General features: G+C 60.4%; 10 protein-coding genes and 1 tRNA gene. 7 read left to right on the top strand and 4 right to left on the bottom strand.

Annotated features, from left to right (window positions below):
* Positions 1-198 precede the first annotated feature (198 nt).
* The 6 genes from K8U03_15010 to K8U03_15035 all read left to right on the top strand — a co-directional run bounded on the left by K8U03_15010 (position 199) and on the right by K8U03_15035 (position 13029).
* Positions 199-1503 carry a DUF1501 domain-containing protein gene (locus K8U03_15010; protein MCE9606204.1) on the top strand — a complete coding sequence of 435 codons (1305 nt, stop codon included), beginning with the start codon at positions 199-201 and terminating at the stop codon, positions 1501-1503.
* Positions 1504-1883: 380 nt separating this feature from the next.
* Entirely contained in the window at positions 1884-4412 is a 2529-nt protein-coding gene (locus K8U03_15015; GenBank protein ID MCE9606205.1) for a PPC domain-containing protein, read from the top strand.
* Between the two features lie 41 nt (positions 4413-4453).
* Entirely contained in the window at positions 4454-6949 is a 2496-nt protein-coding gene (locus K8U03_15020; GenBank protein ID MCE9606206.1) for a DUF1549 and DUF1553 domain-containing protein, read from the top strand.
* 116 nt (positions 6950-7065) lie between these two features.
* Positions 7066-9357, top strand: coding sequence for a hypothetical protein (locus K8U03_15025; GenBank protein ID MCE9606207.1), 2292 nt, complete (start codon positions 7066-7068; stop codon positions 9355-9357).
* Positions 9358-9740: 383 nt separating this feature from the next.
* The gene (locus K8U03_15030; protein MCE9606208.1) at positions 9741-12131 is read left to right on the top strand and encodes a TolC family protein; all 2391 of its coding nucleotides are present in this window, start codon (positions 9741-9743) and stop codon (positions 12129-12131) included.
* Entirely contained in the window at positions 12058-13029 is a 972-nt protein-coding gene (locus K8U03_15035; protein MCE9606209.1) for a YafY family transcriptional regulator, read from the top strand. Before K8U03_15030 ends, K8U03_15035 begins: the two co-directional genes overlap by 74 nt.
* A 153-nt stretch (positions 13030-13182) precedes the next feature.
* Here the strand turns inward: K8U03_15035 and sucD are convergent, their stop codons facing one another.
* The gene (sucD, locus tag K8U03_15040) at positions 13183-14067 is read right to left on the bottom strand and encodes a succinate--CoA ligase subunit alpha (GenBank protein ID MCE9606210.1); all 885 of its coding nucleotides are present in this window, start codon (positions 14065-14067) and stop codon (positions 13183-13185) included.
* Positions 14068-14159: 92 nt separating this feature from the next.
* Positions 14160-15344 carry an ADP-forming succinate--CoA ligase subunit beta gene (gene sucC, locus K8U03_15045; GenBank protein ID MCE9606211.1) on the bottom strand — a complete coding sequence of 395 codons (1185 nt, stop codon included), beginning with the start codon at positions 15342-15344 and terminating at the stop codon, positions 14160-14162.
* Between the two features lie 184 nt (positions 15345-15528).
* Here sucC and K8U03_15050 point away from each other — a divergent pair, with 184 nt between their 5' ends.
* Positions 15529-16707, top strand: coding sequence for an acetyl-CoA C-acetyltransferase (locus tag K8U03_15050; protein MCE9606212.1), 1179 nt, complete (start codon positions 15529-15531; stop codon positions 16705-16707).
* Between the two features lie 31 nt (positions 16708-16738).
* Here the strand turns inward: K8U03_15050 and K8U03_15055 are convergent, their stop codons facing one another.
* Positions 16739-17782 carry a ferrochelatase gene (locus K8U03_15055; GenBank protein ID MCE9606213.1) on the bottom strand — a complete coding sequence of 348 codons (1044 nt, stop codon included), beginning with the start codon at positions 17780-17782 and terminating at the stop codon, positions 16739-16741.
* A gap of 161 nt (positions 17783-17943) precedes the next feature.
* Positions 17944-18017 (bottom strand) — tRNA-Glu (locus tag K8U03_15060).
* Between the last annotated feature and the right edge of the window lie 135 nt (positions 18018-18152).

Genomic DNA, 18152 nt, shown 5'->3' on the forward strand with positions numbered 1-18152 from the left:
TCGGTAGCCCGAAAAACTTGGTTCACGCCTCCCTGCGATCCCACCATCGTCTCTCTTAGGCGATCTCTCGCACGGCGTGAACTGCCTTCCTGGCTGCGAATTGGCTGACGACGAATTGCCCGCCTGGCTTGTTGCCCGCCTGACTTGGCAATCTTGCTGAAAACACCCTCCCCGATAACAGTCCCGCTTTGACCGGAGATGGATCTTATGATGAAGCCTAGCCGCCGTGATTTCTTGACCGTCGGTGCCTTGGCCGGCGTCGGCCTGACGCTCCCTGAGCTTTTCCGATTGGAAAGCGCTCGTGCCGAGAAGAAGAACTATGACTTCTTGGAAGCCAAGGCGAAGAGTGTCATTCATATCTACTTGCCGGGCGGTTGCGCTCACCAAGAGACGTGGGATCCGAAGCCGTTCTCGCCGATCGAATACCGCGGCGACTTGAAGCCGATCAAGACGAAGGTCGCCGGGGTCGAGTTCTCGGAGATGATGGTCAAGTCGGCCGACATCGCCGACAAGCTCTGTATCATCCGCTCGATGACCCACGGCGAAGCCGCCCACGAACGCGGCACGCACAACATGTTCACCGGTTATCGCCCGAGCCCGGCATTGCAATACCCGAGCTTCGGCAGCGTCGTGAGCCATGAATACGGCCCGCGCAACAACCTTCCGCCTTACGTCTGCGTTCCGGGTCAGCCGAACGAGTTTGCCGGCACGGGCTACCTGAGCTCGTCGTTCGCACCGTTCAGCCTCGGTTCTGATCCTGCTCAGGGTGGCTTCCAAGTTCGCGACCTGACCTTGGCGAACGGGGTCGACGACACCCGTTTCGCTCGTCGCCGCTCGGCACTCGACGCGGTCAACGAATACTTCCATGCCAAGGAAAAGTCCGACGCGATCGACGCGATGGACACCTTCTACGATCGGGCCTACAGCCTGATCAGCTCGAAGGAAGCTCGCGAAGCGTTCAATATCAACGCGGAATCGGAAGCCGTTCGGAACGAATACGGCCGCAACGAAGCCGGTCAACGGATGTTGATGGCGAAGCGTTTGGTCGGTGCGGGGGTTCGTTTCGTGAGCCTCACATACGGCGGCTGGGATATGCACTCCGGCATCGTCGGCGCGATGAAGCGCCAATTGCCGATTTTCGATCAAGCCTTCTCGGCCTTGATCACCGATCTCGATCGCAGCGGCTTGCTCGATAGCACGCTCGTCATGGTGAGCAGCGAATTCGGCCGGACGCCGAAGATCAACAACACCGCCGGTCGCGACCACTGGCCGAAGGTGTTCAGCGTGGCTCTTGCCGGCGGCGGCGTGAAGAAGGGAGTCGTGTACGGCACGTCGAACGCAATTGCCAGCGAACCGGAAGACGATCCGGTCAGCCCGCAAGACTTGGCGACGACCGTTTACAACCAGCTTGGAATCGTGGCCGACAAGGAATTGATGGCTCCAGGCGATCGTCCGATCGAAATCATCGACGGCGGCCGGGTCATCAAGGAAATCTTGGTCTAGGCTGCGGTCCGACGAAGTCTGGTTTGCTGAGAAGTAGTCGAACAGCTAATCCGCTTTTTACCGCACGAAATCGCGTCTCGAAGGGGCCGAGACTAGACGGATCGTGCGAGCGAAGATTAGTATGATATCGGAATGATCCACCCGGTGATGCCTAGGGCTTGCCGGGTGGATCGTTCGTAGAATGGTGTGGTCGCATTTGCGTGCATCTTCGCTTCCGTTCGGTTCGTGCTGCACCACGATGAGATGACCGCGATGAAATCATCGCGATTCATCTTTGGGTGTGGCGCTTGTTTCGATAGTCCGCGGTCCTTGCTTGCCGCGTTGCATTGCCTACCCCGATTGTTGCCTTCCCCGGCACGCCCTCCCTCCTGAGGTTTTTCATGTTTGCCTCGCTCCGTGCTTACGGAATCCGTTTCGTTGCGACGGCCGTCGTCGTCTGCTGTACCGCGCCGAACTTCGTTTCGGCTGCGAACCCTTCGCTCAGCTCCATCGCACCGAACGGCGGTAAGCGAGGGGGCGATATCGAAGTGCAAGTGAGCGGCCGGGCGATCTCCGATGCCCCGGAGTTGGTCTTCTATTCGCCCGGCATCAAGGTCAAAAGCATCGAGCAGATTAAAGACAAGGCCGGCGTGGTGAACGACAACCTCGTCAAGGCGGTGTTGACCCTCGCTCCCGATTGCCGCCTCGGCGGTCATGCGTTCCGAATTCGGACGGCGAGCGGCTTGTCGGATATGCCGATCTTGTTCAGCGTCGGCGCTCTCGATGTGGTCGAAGAAAAAGAACCGAACAGCGAATTCACCACGCCGCAGGAAATTCCGCTCGGCGTGACGATCAACGGCTCGATCGGCAACGAAGACGTCGACTACTTCGTCGTCAACGCGAAGAAGGGCGATCGCATCTCGGCCGAAGTGGAAGGGATTCGCCTGGGCCGCGCGGCGTTCGACCCTTATCTCGCCATTCTCGACTCGGATCGTTTCGAGTTGGCTCGCAGCGACGACTCGGCCATGGCGTGGTACGACTGCACCTGTTCGGTCCTTGCTCCGGCCGACGGCAAATACACCGTTCTAGTCCGTGAGAGCACGTTTGTCGGTGGCTCGGTATATCGACTCCACATCGGCAAGTTCCCTCGCCCGACGGCGATGATTCCCGCCGGCGGCAAGCCGGGCGAAACGCTCGACGTCACGCTGCTCGGCGACCCTTCGGGGCCGATCAAGCAAAAGTATACGGTCCCCGCGAAGCCGGAGTTCCTCTCGTCGACCTATGCCAAGGACGACAAGGCGACGCCGTTCTTCCCGAAGGATGCCTTGGGTATCGCTCCTTCGCCGCTGGTGTTTCGGGTCTCGAATTTGAACAACGTGCTGGAAGTCGAACCGAACGACGAGCCTGCCAAGGGGACGACTTGCGAAGCTCCGATCGCGATGAACGGCGTGATCGAGAAGCCGCGCGACGTCGATTGTTTTCAATTTAAGGGAACGAAGGGACAGGTCTTAGAGATTCGCGTGCATGCCCGCAGTCTCCGCTCGCCGCTCGACTCCGTGCTGACCGTGTTGCGGCTATCGAACGGCTCGAGCCTAGGCACGAACGACGACTCAGCCGGACCGGATAGTTACCTGCGGGTGAACATCCCGGCCGACGATGTGTACGTCGTGCAGGTGAAGGACATGCTCGATCAAGGGGGGGCTGACTTCTCATATCGCGTCGAAGTCACGCCGGTCGAACCGAGCGTTGCGCTGACGTTCGCCGAGAAGATTCAATACGTCGACGTGACGATGCCGGTCGCTAAGGGGAATCGCGGTGCGTTGATGGTCAATGTCCAGCGCATCGGTTGGAACGGCGATCTGAAACTGGATTTGCAAAACGTACCGAAGGGAATGAAATACGAAACGCTTCCGCTGCTCGGCAATATGACGAACGTGCCGGTTCTGTTCACGGCCGCCGACGATGCCCCGGTAGGAGCTTCGACGGTCGGCATGACGGTGAGCCCAACCGATCCGAAGGCCGAGAAGGTAACCGGCTTCGCCAAGCAAACGACGATGCTGATTCGGGGCGGCAACAATGCCCCGATCTATACGCAAACGATCCACGGTCTGACGACCGCCGTGATCGAAAAGGTTCCGTTTAAGATCGAGATCATGGAGCCGAAAGTTCCGCTCGTGAAAAACGGTTCGATGGATCTCAAGGTGCGCGTCGTACGTGCGAAAGACTTCAAAGCGCCGATCGCGATTCGAATGCTATTCAATCCGCCGGGCGTGAGTGCTTCGAGTTCGGCGCAGATCGCCGAAGGAAAAGACGAGGGGATCTTGCAAATCACCGCCGGCAGCAATGCCGAAATCAAAGATTGGAAAATTCTCGTGCTCGGCACGGCGAACGTCGTCAACGGGCCGGTGGAAGTCGCTTCGCAATTCGCGACGTTGAAAATCGGCCAACCGTTCTTTGATTTCGCGATGAAGCCGAGTGCCGGCGAGCAAGGGAAGCCGGTCTCGTTCGTCGCTCAGATTACGAACAACGTCGAATTCACGGGCAAGGCGAAAGTGCAACTGGTCGGTCTTCCGGCGGAAGCGGTCTGCCCTGAGATCGAGATCGGGAAGGATGCCACCGAGGCGATCTTCAACGTGACCACGACGACGAAGACCCCGCCGGGTCGGCACAAGGCGATCTATGTGAATTTGGTCGTGATGCAAAACGGCGAGCCCGTCGCGCATACGTTCGGCCCCGGCGAGATCCGGGTCGATGCTCCGCTGCCGCCGAAGGTAACGGCCAAGCCTGCCGCTGCGGCGGTCGTTGCTAAGCCGCAGCCGGCAGCCGTCGTCGCGAAACCTGCCGCTCCGAGAGCATTGAGCCGGTTGGAAACCTTGCGTCTGCAGAAGAATCAAGATGCCGCGGCACCTGCCACGGGTAATAATAAGTAGTCGAAGTCGGCCGGTGGTTTTGAGTTTCGTTTCGGACACGCATGAGAGAGGTTATCGCCGTGAGTCGCTTCGCAAAACCGTTTATCGCCTCGTCGATCTTGGCGATCGTCGCCGGATTCGCTTCGCCGCTTACGACCATCGCCGCTCCGGCCGCTGCGGCGAACGGATCGGACGCCAAGGCCATCGTGAAGATCGAGGTGTTTCCTCCCGATGTGAATCTTTCGACGAAGCGCGATAGCCAGCGCTACCTCGTCATGGTCACGCGTGCCGACGGCGTGACGCAGGATGTGACGAACGAAGCGAAAGTGTCGATTGCCGACAAGACGTTCGCCCGGGTCGATCAACAGACGCTCTATCCCGTCGCCGACGGCACGACGACGCTCGACGTCACCTACGGCACGCAGAAGCTGCAAGTTCCGGTCGTGGTGAAAGACGCCGCTGCCGATCGGCCGGTCAGTTTTCATCTCGATGTGATGCCGGTCTTCATGCGTTCGGGCTGCAATACCGGGAGTTGCCATGGTGCGGCTCGCGGTAAAGACGGCTTCATGCTCTCTCTATTCGGCTATGATCCCAAGGGGGATCACATGCGGATCACGCACGAACTCGGCAATCGCCGGATCAACCTCGGCATGCCTGCCGAAAGCCTGTTGTTGGAAAAGAACGACGGCTCGGTTCCGCACACCGGCGGCAAGCGATTCGATCGGACGAGCGCTTACTATCAAGTGATTCTCGAATGGCTCAACAACGGCGCCCCGCTCGACGAAGGGGAAGTCGTCAAGGTGGTGCGGGTCGATCTCTATCCGAAGATCGCCGTGCTGGAAGGCTCCGGCACGACGCAGCAGATGATCGCCCGAGCGGTTTACGCCGACGGCACCGATCGCGATATCACGAACCTCGCCGTGTTCCTTACGAACAACGACAACTCGGCTCCGATCAACGAAAACGGCTTAGTCACCGCCGCGAATCGGGGAGAGGCGTTCGTCATGGCTCGCTTCGATACGCACACGGTCGGCAGCCAGTTACTCGTCTTGCCGAAAGATGTGAAATATACCGAACCGGCTGCCAAGCCGGCGAACTACATCGACGACCTCGTCGGCGCGAAGCTGAAGAAGCTGCGCATCATTCCGAGCGAACTCTGCACCGACGAAGTCTTCCTGCGCCGCGTGACCCTCGACATCACGGGCCTGCTCCCGACCGAAGAAGAGTTCGCCGCTTTCTCGAACGACAAAGATCCCTCGAAGCGCACGAAGCTTGTCGACCGTTTGTTGGAGCGGAAAGAGTTCGCCGAAATTTGGGCGATGAAATGGGCCGAAGTCTTGAAGGTGCGTACCAATCAAAACGTGGTGAGCACTAAGGCCGCCGTGGCGTATGCCGACTGGCTGACCGCGCAGATTTCCGACAACGTGCCGCTCGATAAGATGGTTCGCGATCTGCTCTCGACGAGCGGCAGCGCTTTCAAGAGCCCGGCCGTGAACTACTATCAAGTCGAGCAAGACTTGCTGAAGACCGCTGAAAACACGGCTCAGGTGTTCTTCGGAATCCGGACGCAATGCGCCCAGTGCCACAACCATCCGTTCGATCGCTGGACAATGGACGACTACTACAGCTTTGCGGCGTTCTTCGCGCAAGTCGGTCGCAAGCCGACGGAAGACTATCGCGATATCGTGATCTACAACCGCGCCGGCGGCGAGACGTCGAACCCGGTGACGAAGAAGCAAATGACTCCGAAGTTCCTCGGCGGCGTGGTTCCTGAAATCAAGCCGGGCGAAGATCGCCGCGTGGTGCTCGCCAACTGGCTGACCTCGACCGACAACAAGTTCTTTGCGCCGAACGTCGCCAACCGCATCTGGGACCACTTCTTCGGCCTCGGCATCGTCGACCCGGTCGACGACATTCGCGTGAGCAACCCGGCGACGAACCCGGAACTGCTGCAAGCGCTCGGCGATAAGCTCGTCGAATACAAATACGACTTCAAGCGGCTCGTTCGCGATATCTGCCTCTCGAACACCTATCAGCGTTCGGGCACCGTGAACGAAAGCAATGCCGGAGACGGGAAGAACTTCTCGCATTCGACCGTCCGTCGCGTGCGGGCCGAGAGCTTGCTCGACATCATCACCCAAGCGACCGAAACGAAAGAGAAGTTCCAACGTTTGCCGCTCGGAGCCCGCGCCGTGCAGATCGCCGATGGAAGCACCTCGAATTACTTCCTCGATACGTTCGGGCGCTCGAACCGGTTGACCGTCTGTGCCGACGACGTGAAGACCGATCCGTCGCTTTCGCAATCGTTGCACTTGCTGAACGGCCCGACGATCGAATCGAAGATCTCGAACGGCGGTTCGATCGATCGCTGGTTGAAGGCAGGGAAGACCCCGTCCGAGATCATCGATACGATTTTCATTCGCTGCTTGACGCGCAAGCCGACCGCCGAAGAGAAAGCCAAGCTCTTGGCGATCATGCCGGAAAAGAATCCGCAAAAGGAATTGACGGACGTCTATTGGGCCGTGCTGAATTCGCGCGAGTTCGTGTTCAACCACTAGTTCCCGTCCCGTTCGCGACTTGCCGGCGCAGCGATCGAAGTCTTGATCGTTGCGCCGGCAAGTCGGCCGTTCCTTCCTACTTCGCAAGTTCGTCGACTCTCGTTCGAGTAATTTTTATGCGTATCGCTTTGCGCTCGGTGTCGTTCGTTCCCGCGGTCGGTTTTCGCGCCGGGATGCTGCTCGCCGTCGTAGCCTGCACCGGTGTCGCGCTCGCGGCCGATCAGAAGCCTGCCGACCCGAAGGCTCCCGACGCCAAGGGGCCGAAGATCACTTACGACGAACACGTTCAGCAGATCTTTCGCGAGCATTGCTACACCTGCCACAACCAAAACGAGTCGAAGAGCGATTTAGCCCTTGATAGCTACACGCGCACGATGGCAGGTGGTGCGGGTGGCGAGTGCGTCATTCCCGGCGATCTCGAAAGCTCGCGGCTCTATGCGTTGGTCGCCCACATCGAATCGCCGAAGATGCCCCCGGCGCAAGACAAGATCGCCGAGGCGAAGCTCACGCTCATCAAGCAATGGATTCTCGGCGGTGCGCTGGAGAATGCCGGCTCGAAAGCCAAGATCAAACCGAAGGTCGAGTTGAAGGCCGCCACGACGGCCGGTAACAAGCCGAACGGTCCGGCGGCGATGCCCGAGAAATTCCGTCGTCAGCCGTTCGTCGTTGCGACGCGCCCCGGCTCGTCGACCGGGATCGCAGCGAGCCCTTGGGCGCCGCTGATCGCCGTGGCCGGTCAGAAGCAAATCATGTTGCACAACAGCGACACCGGCGCGCTGCTGACGATCTTGGCGTATCCCGAAGGAATTCCGCACATCTTGAAGTTCAGCCGCGACGGCTCCGTGTTGCTCGCCGGCGGCGGGCGGGGCGGATCGTCGGGCAAGGTCGTATTGTTCAAAGTGAAGACCGGCGAGCGGATCACCGAAGTCGGCGATGAGCTCGACGTCGTACTGGCCGCCGACGTCAGCAGCGATCTGTCGCTCGTCGCACTCGGCGGGCCGAAGAAAATGGTGCGGGTCTTCTCCGTTGCCGACGGCACGTTGCAATATGAGATGAAGAAGCACACCGATTGGATCTATGCCGTCGAGTTCAGCCCCGACGGCGTCTTGCTCGCCTCGTCGGACCGGAGCGCGGGCCTGATGATTTGGGAATCCGACGGCGGTCGTGAATACCAGAACCTCACCGGACACACGGCGGGCATCACCGATCCGAGTTGGCGGGCCGACTCGAACATCTTGGCAAGCGTGAGCGAAGACGGCTCGCTTCGCCTGTGGGAAATGGAAAACGGCAAGCAAGTGAAGACCTGGGTTGCCAACAACGGGGGCTCGCTCGCAGTCGAGTTTGCGCCGAACGGCCAAATCGTCACGGCGGGGCGCGACAAGACGTGCAAAGTTTGGGACCTCGACGGCAAGCTTCTCGCCACGAGCGAAGCGATGCCCGAGATGGTGATGGACGCGGTACTGTCGTACGACGGCAAGCGGATCATCGCCGGCGATTGGGCGGGCAACGGCCGATTTTTCGATGCAGTGACCGGCAAGCCGGCGGGCAATCTGTTGCTCAACCCGCTGCCGCTCGAGCAACGGGTGTCGTACACGGCGCAACTCGCTTCGGAAGCGGAGAAGCTGGCCGTTGCGGCGAAGACCTCGGCGGAGAATGCCGGCAAGAATGCCGAAGCCGCCGCTGCCGGGGTCGCCAAGGCAAACGCTTCGGCGAACGAAGCGGTTGCGGAAGTGAAGCGGCTCGAAGCGTTGCGGCCGGAGCTCGATCGGCAAACTCCGGTCAAGCAAGCCGCGGTGAATACGGCTCAACAAAAGGTAACCGCGCTGCGTCGGCAACAGGCGGACGTGAAGGGGGCGGAAGCCAAGGCCGTCGCTCAGGCCAAGCAAAAGGCCGACGCTTCGACCGCGGCCGCAGACGCCGTGAAGAAGATCGAAGCGGAAGTCGCCAAGCTCACGGCTGAGAAGAAGGAAAAGGAAATTCCGCCGGCAGCGAAGCGGCTGGATGCCGCTAAAGCCGATGCCGCGGCCAAGACCGCACAAACGACCGAAGCGGCGAAGGCCCTCACCGACGCGCAAGCGAAGGCCAAAAAGCATGGCGAAGATCTCGCCGTCGCCGAGAAGGCGATCGTGGATCTCAACGCCGATTTCGAGGCGCATCGCAAAGCGATCGGCACGGCAGCCACGACGCTGAACGCTTTGAAGCCGCAGATCAAGCCGCGGCAAGATGCGATCGCTCCGGCGATCAAGGCGAAAGAAGCCGCCGACAAATACTATGCCGAGCAACAAGCCCTCGCGAAGACGGCAGACGACGCCGCTAAGGCCGCGAAGCAGATCGCCGAGCAAGCAGTGGCCGATAAAGCCGAGTACGATAAGGCAGCCAATCCGCAGCAAGCCAACGCCGCGAAATAGCCCGGACGCCGGCGTTGCCGGATGTGGCGTGGCTGTGCTGCCGGCTCAGCTTTTTAACTCTTCAAGGCCCTCGATCCTATCGGATCGAGGGCCTTTTCTTTTCGCATAGCCCGCACACTGCGCATCTGAACGCCAGAATCGTCTTTTTGGATGACTTTGCCGGTTGTGGTGAGTTGGAAAACTTTGCCGATTGTATCGATTGCCCCAAGTTTTCCGGCCGGCGTTCCGATAACAAGGCTAACGCATTCTCCGCCGGGGGGCGCAGGGTCGACGCAGCGCGTCGGTCCTGGAGATGCGGAACAGGACGATTCGTGCCGTCGCTCGGTTTCGGCGTGCTCGATCGTCTCCTAAAGTTCCTCGTTTCACATAGGACGCGACCTCCCATGAAACGGCAAGCTCGCCAGGTGTTGGTATCCGTGACGTTGCTCTCGATGCTCGTCACCGGCTGTTCACCGACCCGACCGTTTTACTTCTTCGACGACGGCAACCTTTCACACTATAAGGGTGCCGCGACCGAGATCGAGTATCCCGATGTGCAAACGACGATGTTGGAGGACGTGGCGCAGGCGCTACCGCCGCTGACCGTCGCCAACAACGACCCGCGTGAGATCTGGGATCTCACGTTGGAAGAAGCCATGCAGAACTCGATGGCGAACAGCAAAGTGCTGCGAACGTTAGGCGGCACGCCCGTCACGTCGAGCAACATTCAAGTCGCCTCGCTCAACAACGCTCGATTGCTGCTCGGGGCAGATAACGCCTCGACGGTTTATAACCCGGCCTTGCGTGAAAGCGATCCGCGCTTCGGCACCGAAGCCGCTTTGAGCGCGTTCGACGCGCAATTGTCGAGTAGCTTGTTCTGGAACCACAACGATCGCCCGATCAACTTGCGGCAAGACTTGCAAGTGTTCTCGCGCAGCGTGTTCATGCAAGATACGGCCGCCTTCACGGGCCAGATCTCGAAGATCGCCGCCGACGGCAGCACGTTCTACGCTCGCCAAGGTACGAACTACGAATGGAATAACAACCCGTCCAACCAGTTTCCGAGCATCTACACGGCGACGTTGGAAGCGGAGTTCAAGCATCCGTTGTTGCAAGGTGCCGGCGTCGATTTCAATCGTATCGCGGGACCGAACTCGACCTCGGGCGTGTATACCGGCGTGGTCATCGCTCGTATCAATACGGATATCGCTCTCGCCGACTTCGAAGCGGGCATTCGCAACCTCGTGAACGACGTCGAAAACGCGTACTGGAACTTGTACTTCGCTTATCGTCGGCTCGATGCCAACGTGGTCGGCCGCGACAGCTCGTTGCAAACGTGGCGCAAAGTACACGCGATGGCGCAAGCCGGTTCGGCCGACGCTGCACAAGAAGCCCAAGCTCGCGAACAATACTTCCTCTTCCGCGGCAACGTGGAAGCGGCCCTCAGCGATATGTACTCGGCCGAGAGCGCCCTCCGCTACCTCATGGGCTTGTCCGCCAGCGACGGCCGACTGATCCGTCCGGCCGACGAACCGACGACGGCGAAGGTCGACTTCGAGTGGGCCGGCGTGCATCAAGAAGCGTTGGGTCGCTCGGCCGAATTGCGTCGCCAACGTTGGGTCATCAAGCGACGTGAGATGGAGCTCATCGCTTCGAAGAACTTCTTGCTCCCGCGTCTCGATGCCGATGCCATCTATCGCTTCCGCGGCCTCGGCGACGACTTGATCTCCGCTAACGGCGGCGGCAAGGGACCGTTCAACAACGCTTGGCAGAGCCTCCTCGGCGGCAACTACCAAGAGTGGCAGATGGGTTTCAACTTCAACATGCCGCTCGGGTTCCGTCAGGCTCTCGCCGGTGTTCGCAACGCTCAACTGCAACTCGCTCGCGAACGGGCCGTGCTCGACGACATGGAGCTCGAAGTGTCGCACTTGCTCGCCGAAGCGATTCGCTTCCAAGACCGGACCTATATGTTGAGCCAAACCAACTTCAATCGTCGTGCCGCTGCAATCCGCCAAGTGCAGGCCGTGCAGCAGAACTACGAAGTCGGTCGGATCACGCTCGACCAGTTGCTCGACGCTCAACGTCGCTTGGCCGATGCCGAGTCGAGCTACTTCCAATCGCTCTCGGATTACAACCGTGCGATCGCCGCGGTGCATTACCGCAAGGGTTCGCTCTTGGAATACAACGCCGTACACTTGGCGGAAGGCCCCTGGGCCAGCAAAGCCTACTTCGACGCCGAAGAGCGTGCTCGGGCTCGGGATGCCGGTTTGTTCATGAACTACGGCTTCACTCGCCCGGGCGTCTTCAGCCAAGGCCCGATCGCTCAAGAGCAAGACGGCGGCAACTTCATCAACGGTGAAACCGTGGAAGGGGTCGAAGAAGGGACGATCATCAACGATGGGTCCGCAGGGCCGCAAGTGCCGACGATCGCTCCGGCTCAAGAAGGGGGCAGCCTGCCGATGGTCGTCCCGCCGAGCACGATCCCACCGAGCCTGACGCCGCCGGCGATCCCGAGCCCTGCCCCGGCCGGTAAAGCTCCGGGACCGAAAGCCCTGCCGATGGGCCGCTCGGAAGGTCGCTCCGCGTCGTACGACATGAACGAGTACGGCACGCCGAAGTTGCGAGATTCCGGTCGCACTTTCAGCACGGCCGGCGGCGAGCTACAACAAGAGCCGTCCGTCAGCGATCATCCGACCGAGCTTTTAGAAAGCCGCACGCGTAATGAAAGTCGGAAAAGTCGTACGGCTGCTGGAATTGATCGGTCATTTACAAGCGGGCCGCGGCTCGAACGCTGAGTCGCTGGCCCGAGAGCTCGGCGTAGCGTCGCGAACGATCTTTCGCGATCTGGATACGCTGAAGAAAGCCGGCGTGCCGCTGGTTTACGAAGAGTCGGAACAGCGCTACCGCATTCCGACGAACTACTACCTTCCTCCGACGAACTTCACGCCGCAGGAAGCACTCGCCCTGCTCGTGCTCTGTTATCAGCTCGGCGATCGCTCGGGGCTGCCGTTTCAAACTTCGGCCCGTCAGGCGGCGCTCAAACTCGAAAGCAATCTGCCGTCGAAGTTGCGAGCGTATGTGCATGACCTGGCGGAAGCGGTGCGCATTCGCTTGCCGCAGTCGGGGCGAACCGAAGGGCACGAGTCGACGTATCTCGAATTGCTCGACGCCGTCGGCTCGCATCGGGCCGTGCGGATCTCGTACGGCAGCTTAAGCGAGCAAAGCGAGATCACGACGAAGCTGCTGCCATATCAATTGCTGTTCAGTCGGCGAAGTTGGTACGTCGTAGGGCGCTCGAGCCTGCATCGCGAAGTGAGGATGTTCAATCTCACGCGCATCAAGAAGCTGGAAAGCTTGGAAGACAAGTTTCGCGTTCCGGCCCGCTTTAATATGGAGCGGTTCCTGCGCAACGCGTGGCATCTGATTCCGGAGCCGGGCCCTGATCGGCAAGTGTTGATTCGCTTCGAGCCGATGGTCGCGCACAACGTCGCCGAAGTCCTCTGGCACAAGACGCAGACGATCGAGTGGCGCGACGACGGCCGGATCGACTTTCGCGCACTGGTATCGGGCCTGCACGAAATCGCCTGGTGGGTGCTCGGCTACGGCGATCAAGCCGAAGTGATCGAGCCGCCGGAACTGCGCGAGATCGTGCGAGACCGAGCCCGTAAGATGTGCGCGAAGTACGACGCATAGGAGTCGCCAAACTCTTCTCCCGGCGGGAGAAGGTGGCGGCGTACAAAACCTCAGATAAGCAAACCGAAGCGTATACCGCTTCGCCCCTCATCGGCCTTCGGCCACTTCTCCCGGTGGGAGAAGGGTTGAATACGGAACACGATGCGATAACAACTAGGCGCGGCGTTTCTTCGCGATCGCTCGTTGCATGGCGACGCCCATATCGGCCGGGCTTCTTGCGACTTCGACGCCGGCCGCTTCGAGAGCCGAGATCTTTTCCGTTGCTGTGCCCTTGCCGCCGGAGATGATGGCGCCGGCATGGCCCATGCGCTTGCCGGGAGGGGCCGCTTGGCCGGCGATGAACGCGGCGACCGGCTTCGTTACATGCGCCTTGATGTAAGCCGCGGCTTCCTCTTCGGCCGAGCCGCCGATTTCGCCCATCATCAAGATCGCTTCGGTGGCCGGGTCGTTCTCGAACATCTCAAGCAACTCGATCTGATTCGTGCCGACGATCGGATCTCCCCCGAGACCGACGCAGGTCGATTGCCCGAGGCCGAGGTTCGTGAGTTGCCAAACGGCTTCATAGGTCAGCGTGCCGGAGCGGCTCAAGCAGCCGATCGGGCCCTTCTTGTGAATGTAGCCGGGCATGATGCCGATCTTGCATTCTTCGGGCGTGATGACGCCCGGGCAGTTCGGACCGATCAGCACCGACTTCGACCGCTTGACGATCTTATAGGCTCGGGCCATATCGAGCACCGGCACCCCTTCGGTGATCGCGATCACGACTTTGATCCCGGCGTCGACCGCTTCGAGAATCGCATCGGCCGCGCCCGCCGGCGGCACGAAGATCATCGTGGCATCGGCGCCGGTTTGCTTCACGGCCTCGCGCACGGTGTCGAACACAGGGAGATCGAGCACCTTCTCGCCACCCCGGCCCGGCGTGACGCCGCCGACCATCTTCGAGCCGTATTCCAAGCAGCCCTTCGTGTGGAACTGGCCGACCTTGCCGGTGATGCCTTGGCAGATGACTTTCGTATCGCGGTTGATGAGGATGCTCATAGGATCGGCCGAGAAGGAACGGTTGGAATGGTGTCGTAAATCTTCAAACGATTGCGCGTGCGAGAGAAGCTGTATCGCACAAAGGAAACGGACTACCCTGCGGCGGCGACGACTTTCTTCGCCGCGTCGGTGAGCCCTTCGGCCGAGATGATGTTCACGCCGCTTTCGGCGAGCATCTTTCGGCCTTCTTGAACCTCGGTCCCTTCGAGTCGCACGACCAGCGGGACGTTGAAGCCGACTTGCTTGTAAGCTTCCAGCACGGCATTGGCGATCGTCGTGCAACGCATGATGCCGCCGAAGATATTCACGAGCACCGCCTTCACGTTCTTATCCGCCAGCAGAATGCGGAACGCTTCCGTCACTTGGTCGACGTTGGCACCGCCGCCGACGTCGAGGAAGTTGGCCGGAAAGCCGCCGTGGAGTTTGATGATGTCCATGGTGCTCATCGCGAGGCCGGCGCCATTCACCAAGCAACCGATGTTGCCGTGGAGTTTCACGTAGCTCAGGCCCGACTGCGCGGCGCGAACTTCGGCCGGTTCTTCCTCGGCGAGGTCGCGGAGTTCGGCAAGTTCCGGATGGCGGAACAACCCATTGTCGTCGAATGTGACCTTGGCGTCGAGCGCCATCAATTCGCCTTCCGCCGTGACGACGAGCGGATTGATTTCGATCATGCTGCAATCGTAGGCGACGAACATCTTCGCCAGTGCCCGCACGAACTTATCGAACGAAGCGACCGACTTCCCCTTGAGGCCCAAGAACTCGGCGAGTTTGCGCGATTGGTACGGGAGCAAGCCGGTGTCGACGTCGAACGCTTCATGCACGATGCGCTCCGGCGTCTTCTCGGCGACCTCTTCGATGTTCATGCCGCCGTCGGGCGAGACCATGAGGATCGGCCCTTTGGCGCTCCGGTCGACGATGATCGCCAGATACAACTCGCGCGCGATGTTGCAGCCTGCCTCGACGAAAACTTGATTGACCTTTTGGCCTTCTTCGCCGGTCTGGATCGTGACGAGCGTCTTGCCGATCAACTTCTCGGCCGCCTTAGCGGCGTCTGCGGCGCTTCGTACGAGTTGCACGCCCCGTTGCGAGGCGTCTTCCTTCGTCGTGCCTTTGCCTCGTCCGCCGGCGTGGATCTGCGCTTTCACGACCGCAATCGCACCGCCGAGCTTCGTATAGGCTTCGGCCGCTTCTTGCGGGTTCTTCGCGACGATGCCTTGCGGCACGGCGACGCCCGCCTTACGGAAGATTTCTTTCGCCTGGTATTCGTGAATTTTCATAATGCGGGAAACTCGTAGACGCCAATGAGCCGCGGCTCTGACCGAAGGAAACGCCGATTATAGAAGCCATGCGCAGGGTGGGCAAGGAGCGGAAATTCAAGCCTTACCGTGAGAGAACGAATATAATTCGTTACGCGCTCGATTCTTCCGCACGACCCTTTCTATTTCTTATCGCATGTCTCCCATGTCGTATTCATTGATCGTGGCCGGTTGTCGCACTCCGATCGGAAAACTTCTCGGCGGTCTTTCGACTTTGCCTGCGCCGAAGCTCGGCGCGGTTGCCGTTGCCGAAGTCGTCCGGCGAGCCGGTGTGCAGCCCACGGCTGTCGACGAAGTAATCTTCGGAAACGTCTTACAGGCCGGAGTCGGGCAAGCGCCTGCGCGACAAGCCGCGCTGTTCGGTGGACTCCCTGCAACCGTCGCCGCCGTGACGATCAACAAGGTTTGCGGATCCGGATTGAAAGCGGTGATGCTGGCCGATCAAGCGATTCGCGCCGGCGATGCCGACTGCATCGTCGCCGGCGGAATGGAAAGCATGAGCCGGGCGCCGCATCTGTTGCTCGGAAGCCGCACGGGCTTCAAATACGGACATGAGAAACTGCTGGATGCCATGATCCACGACGGGCTCTGGTGCGCGTTCGAGAACACGGCGATGGGCTGCGCGGCCGACTATACGGCTTCGAGTCGCAACGTAAGCCGCGGCGATCAAGATGCCTGGGCTCTCGAAAGTCATCGGCGAGCGCTCGCCGCGCGCGAAGCGGGAAAGTTCCACGATGAGATCGTCCCGGTGAGCGTGGTCGTAGGGAAGGCGACGACGGTCGTGCGCGAAGATGAGGGGCCGCGCGCCGATACCACGCTCGAGCGGCTCGCCGGATTGAAGCCGGCGTTCGATCCCACCGGCTCGGTCACGGCAGGGAACGCTTCGCAGATCAGCGACGGCGCGGCGGCCCTCTTGGTCGTCAGCGAAACCATGCGCGATACACTCCAGCCGGCTTGGGCCTTTCGCATCGTCGCTTCGGCGACGAGCGGCGTCGAGCCGAAAGAGATCTTCATCGCACCGGTCGAGGCGGTGCGGAAGTGTTTGGCGAAGGCCGGCCGCACGATCGGAGACGTCGATCTTTGGGAACTCAACGAAGCCTTCGCTTCGCAAACGCTGGCTTGTGCTCGCGAGTTGGGAATCGATCCTGCGAAGTTGAACGTCGGCGGCGGTGCGATCGCGCTGGGGCACCCGATCGGCGCCAGCGGCGCACGGGTTCTGGTGACGCTGATCTACGCACTACTGGATCGAGGCCTGAAAACGGGGGTCGCCTCGCTCTGCCTAGGCGGCGGAAATGCGGTAGCGTTGATGATCGAGCGCGTCTGAGACCGCTCATCGCTTGCGATTTCGCGGAGCGTTACGTCGCGCTAGGCCGAGGGGTCGGTCGCGCAGGCGGCAAGCAGCAATTCACAGGGCAAACATCATGCGATGGTCCCAAAGCTCCTAGAGCCGGCTTTGGCAATTCAGCATGCATGCGTTCGTGCACCAGTTCGGCGATCATCTGCACGAACCGGGGATGCGAACCGGCGGTGCCGGCACGAACCATATTTACTCCGTGCTCGCGCGCGATCTCGAGTGCCTCGAAGTCGAGATCGAACATCACTTCCATGTGGTCGGAAACGAAGCCGATCGGCACGACGATCACGTCCGTTATTCCTTCCCGAGCGGCCGACTTGAGATAGTCGCCGATGTCGGGACCGAGCCACGGTTGCGTCGGCGGACCGCTCCGGCTTTGATACGTGAGCACGAAGTCGTCGTAACCGAGAGCCGTCGAGACGAGCCGGGCGGATTCTTCGAGTTGACGCACGTAGTTGCAATTCGCCGCCATCGAATCGGGAATGCTATGGGCCGTGTAGACGAGTTTCGTCGCGCGGCGTCGTTCGCTTGGAATCGCTTCGAGGGCCGTGCGAACGCGATCGACCATCGTCTCGATGAAGCCCGGATGGTTGTAGAAGACGCGGATCTTGTCGACCGCCGGGGCGTCGGCTCCGACGAGTTCCTGCGCGGCGACGATGTTTTCGCGATACTGTCGGCAACCGGAGTAGGAGCTGAACGCCGAGGTAAAATAAGCGATCGCGCGTCGTACGCCGTCGGCTTTCATTTGCGCCATCGTGTCGGTAAGCAGCGGAAGCCAATTGCGGTTGCCCCAATAAATGGGCAACGTGATTCCTCGGCGCGCGAACTCGGCACGCAAAGCCTCGATCAACGCGCGGTTTTGGGCATTGATCGGGCTCACGCCGTCGAAGTGGTAATAATGTTCCGCGACTTCGAGCATCCGTTCGCGCGGCACGTTGCGACCGCGCAGCACGTTCTCGAGAAACGGCAGCACGTCGTCTCGCTTCTCAGGACCACCGAACGAGACGAGCAGAAAAGCATCGTACTGGAGGGCGCTGTCGGGCATCGGTCTCTCGCGGGTAGGGGCGTCGATCTAGAGATTAATTATAGTCGACGAGCCGAAGTCGGCGGCGCGCGATCCGCTTCGGCAACGAGTTCGCACCGGCGCATAAAAAAACCGCGTCGAGCTGCTCGACGCGGTTTCCGGTTCATCGTTTCGCTATGAAATGACCCCAATGGGATTTGAACCCATATTATCGCCGTGAAAGGGCGGTGTCCTAACCGGGTTAGACGATGGGGCCTAAGTCCGAAAGCGACGAACAAGTGAATCAAGATTTTTAACTTGCGGGCGGGCGCTTCGTCAAGCCCGCAAAGGCATGTCGACGAAATCGAGGAGCGGCGGGAGAGTCGAGAAGGTCCGTGTCGTGCAAGGAACG

It is taken from the genome of Planctomycetia bacterium (assembly GCA_021413845.1).
Lineage (GTDB): Bacteria > Planctomycetota > Planctomycetia > Pirellulales > PNKZ01 > PNKZ01.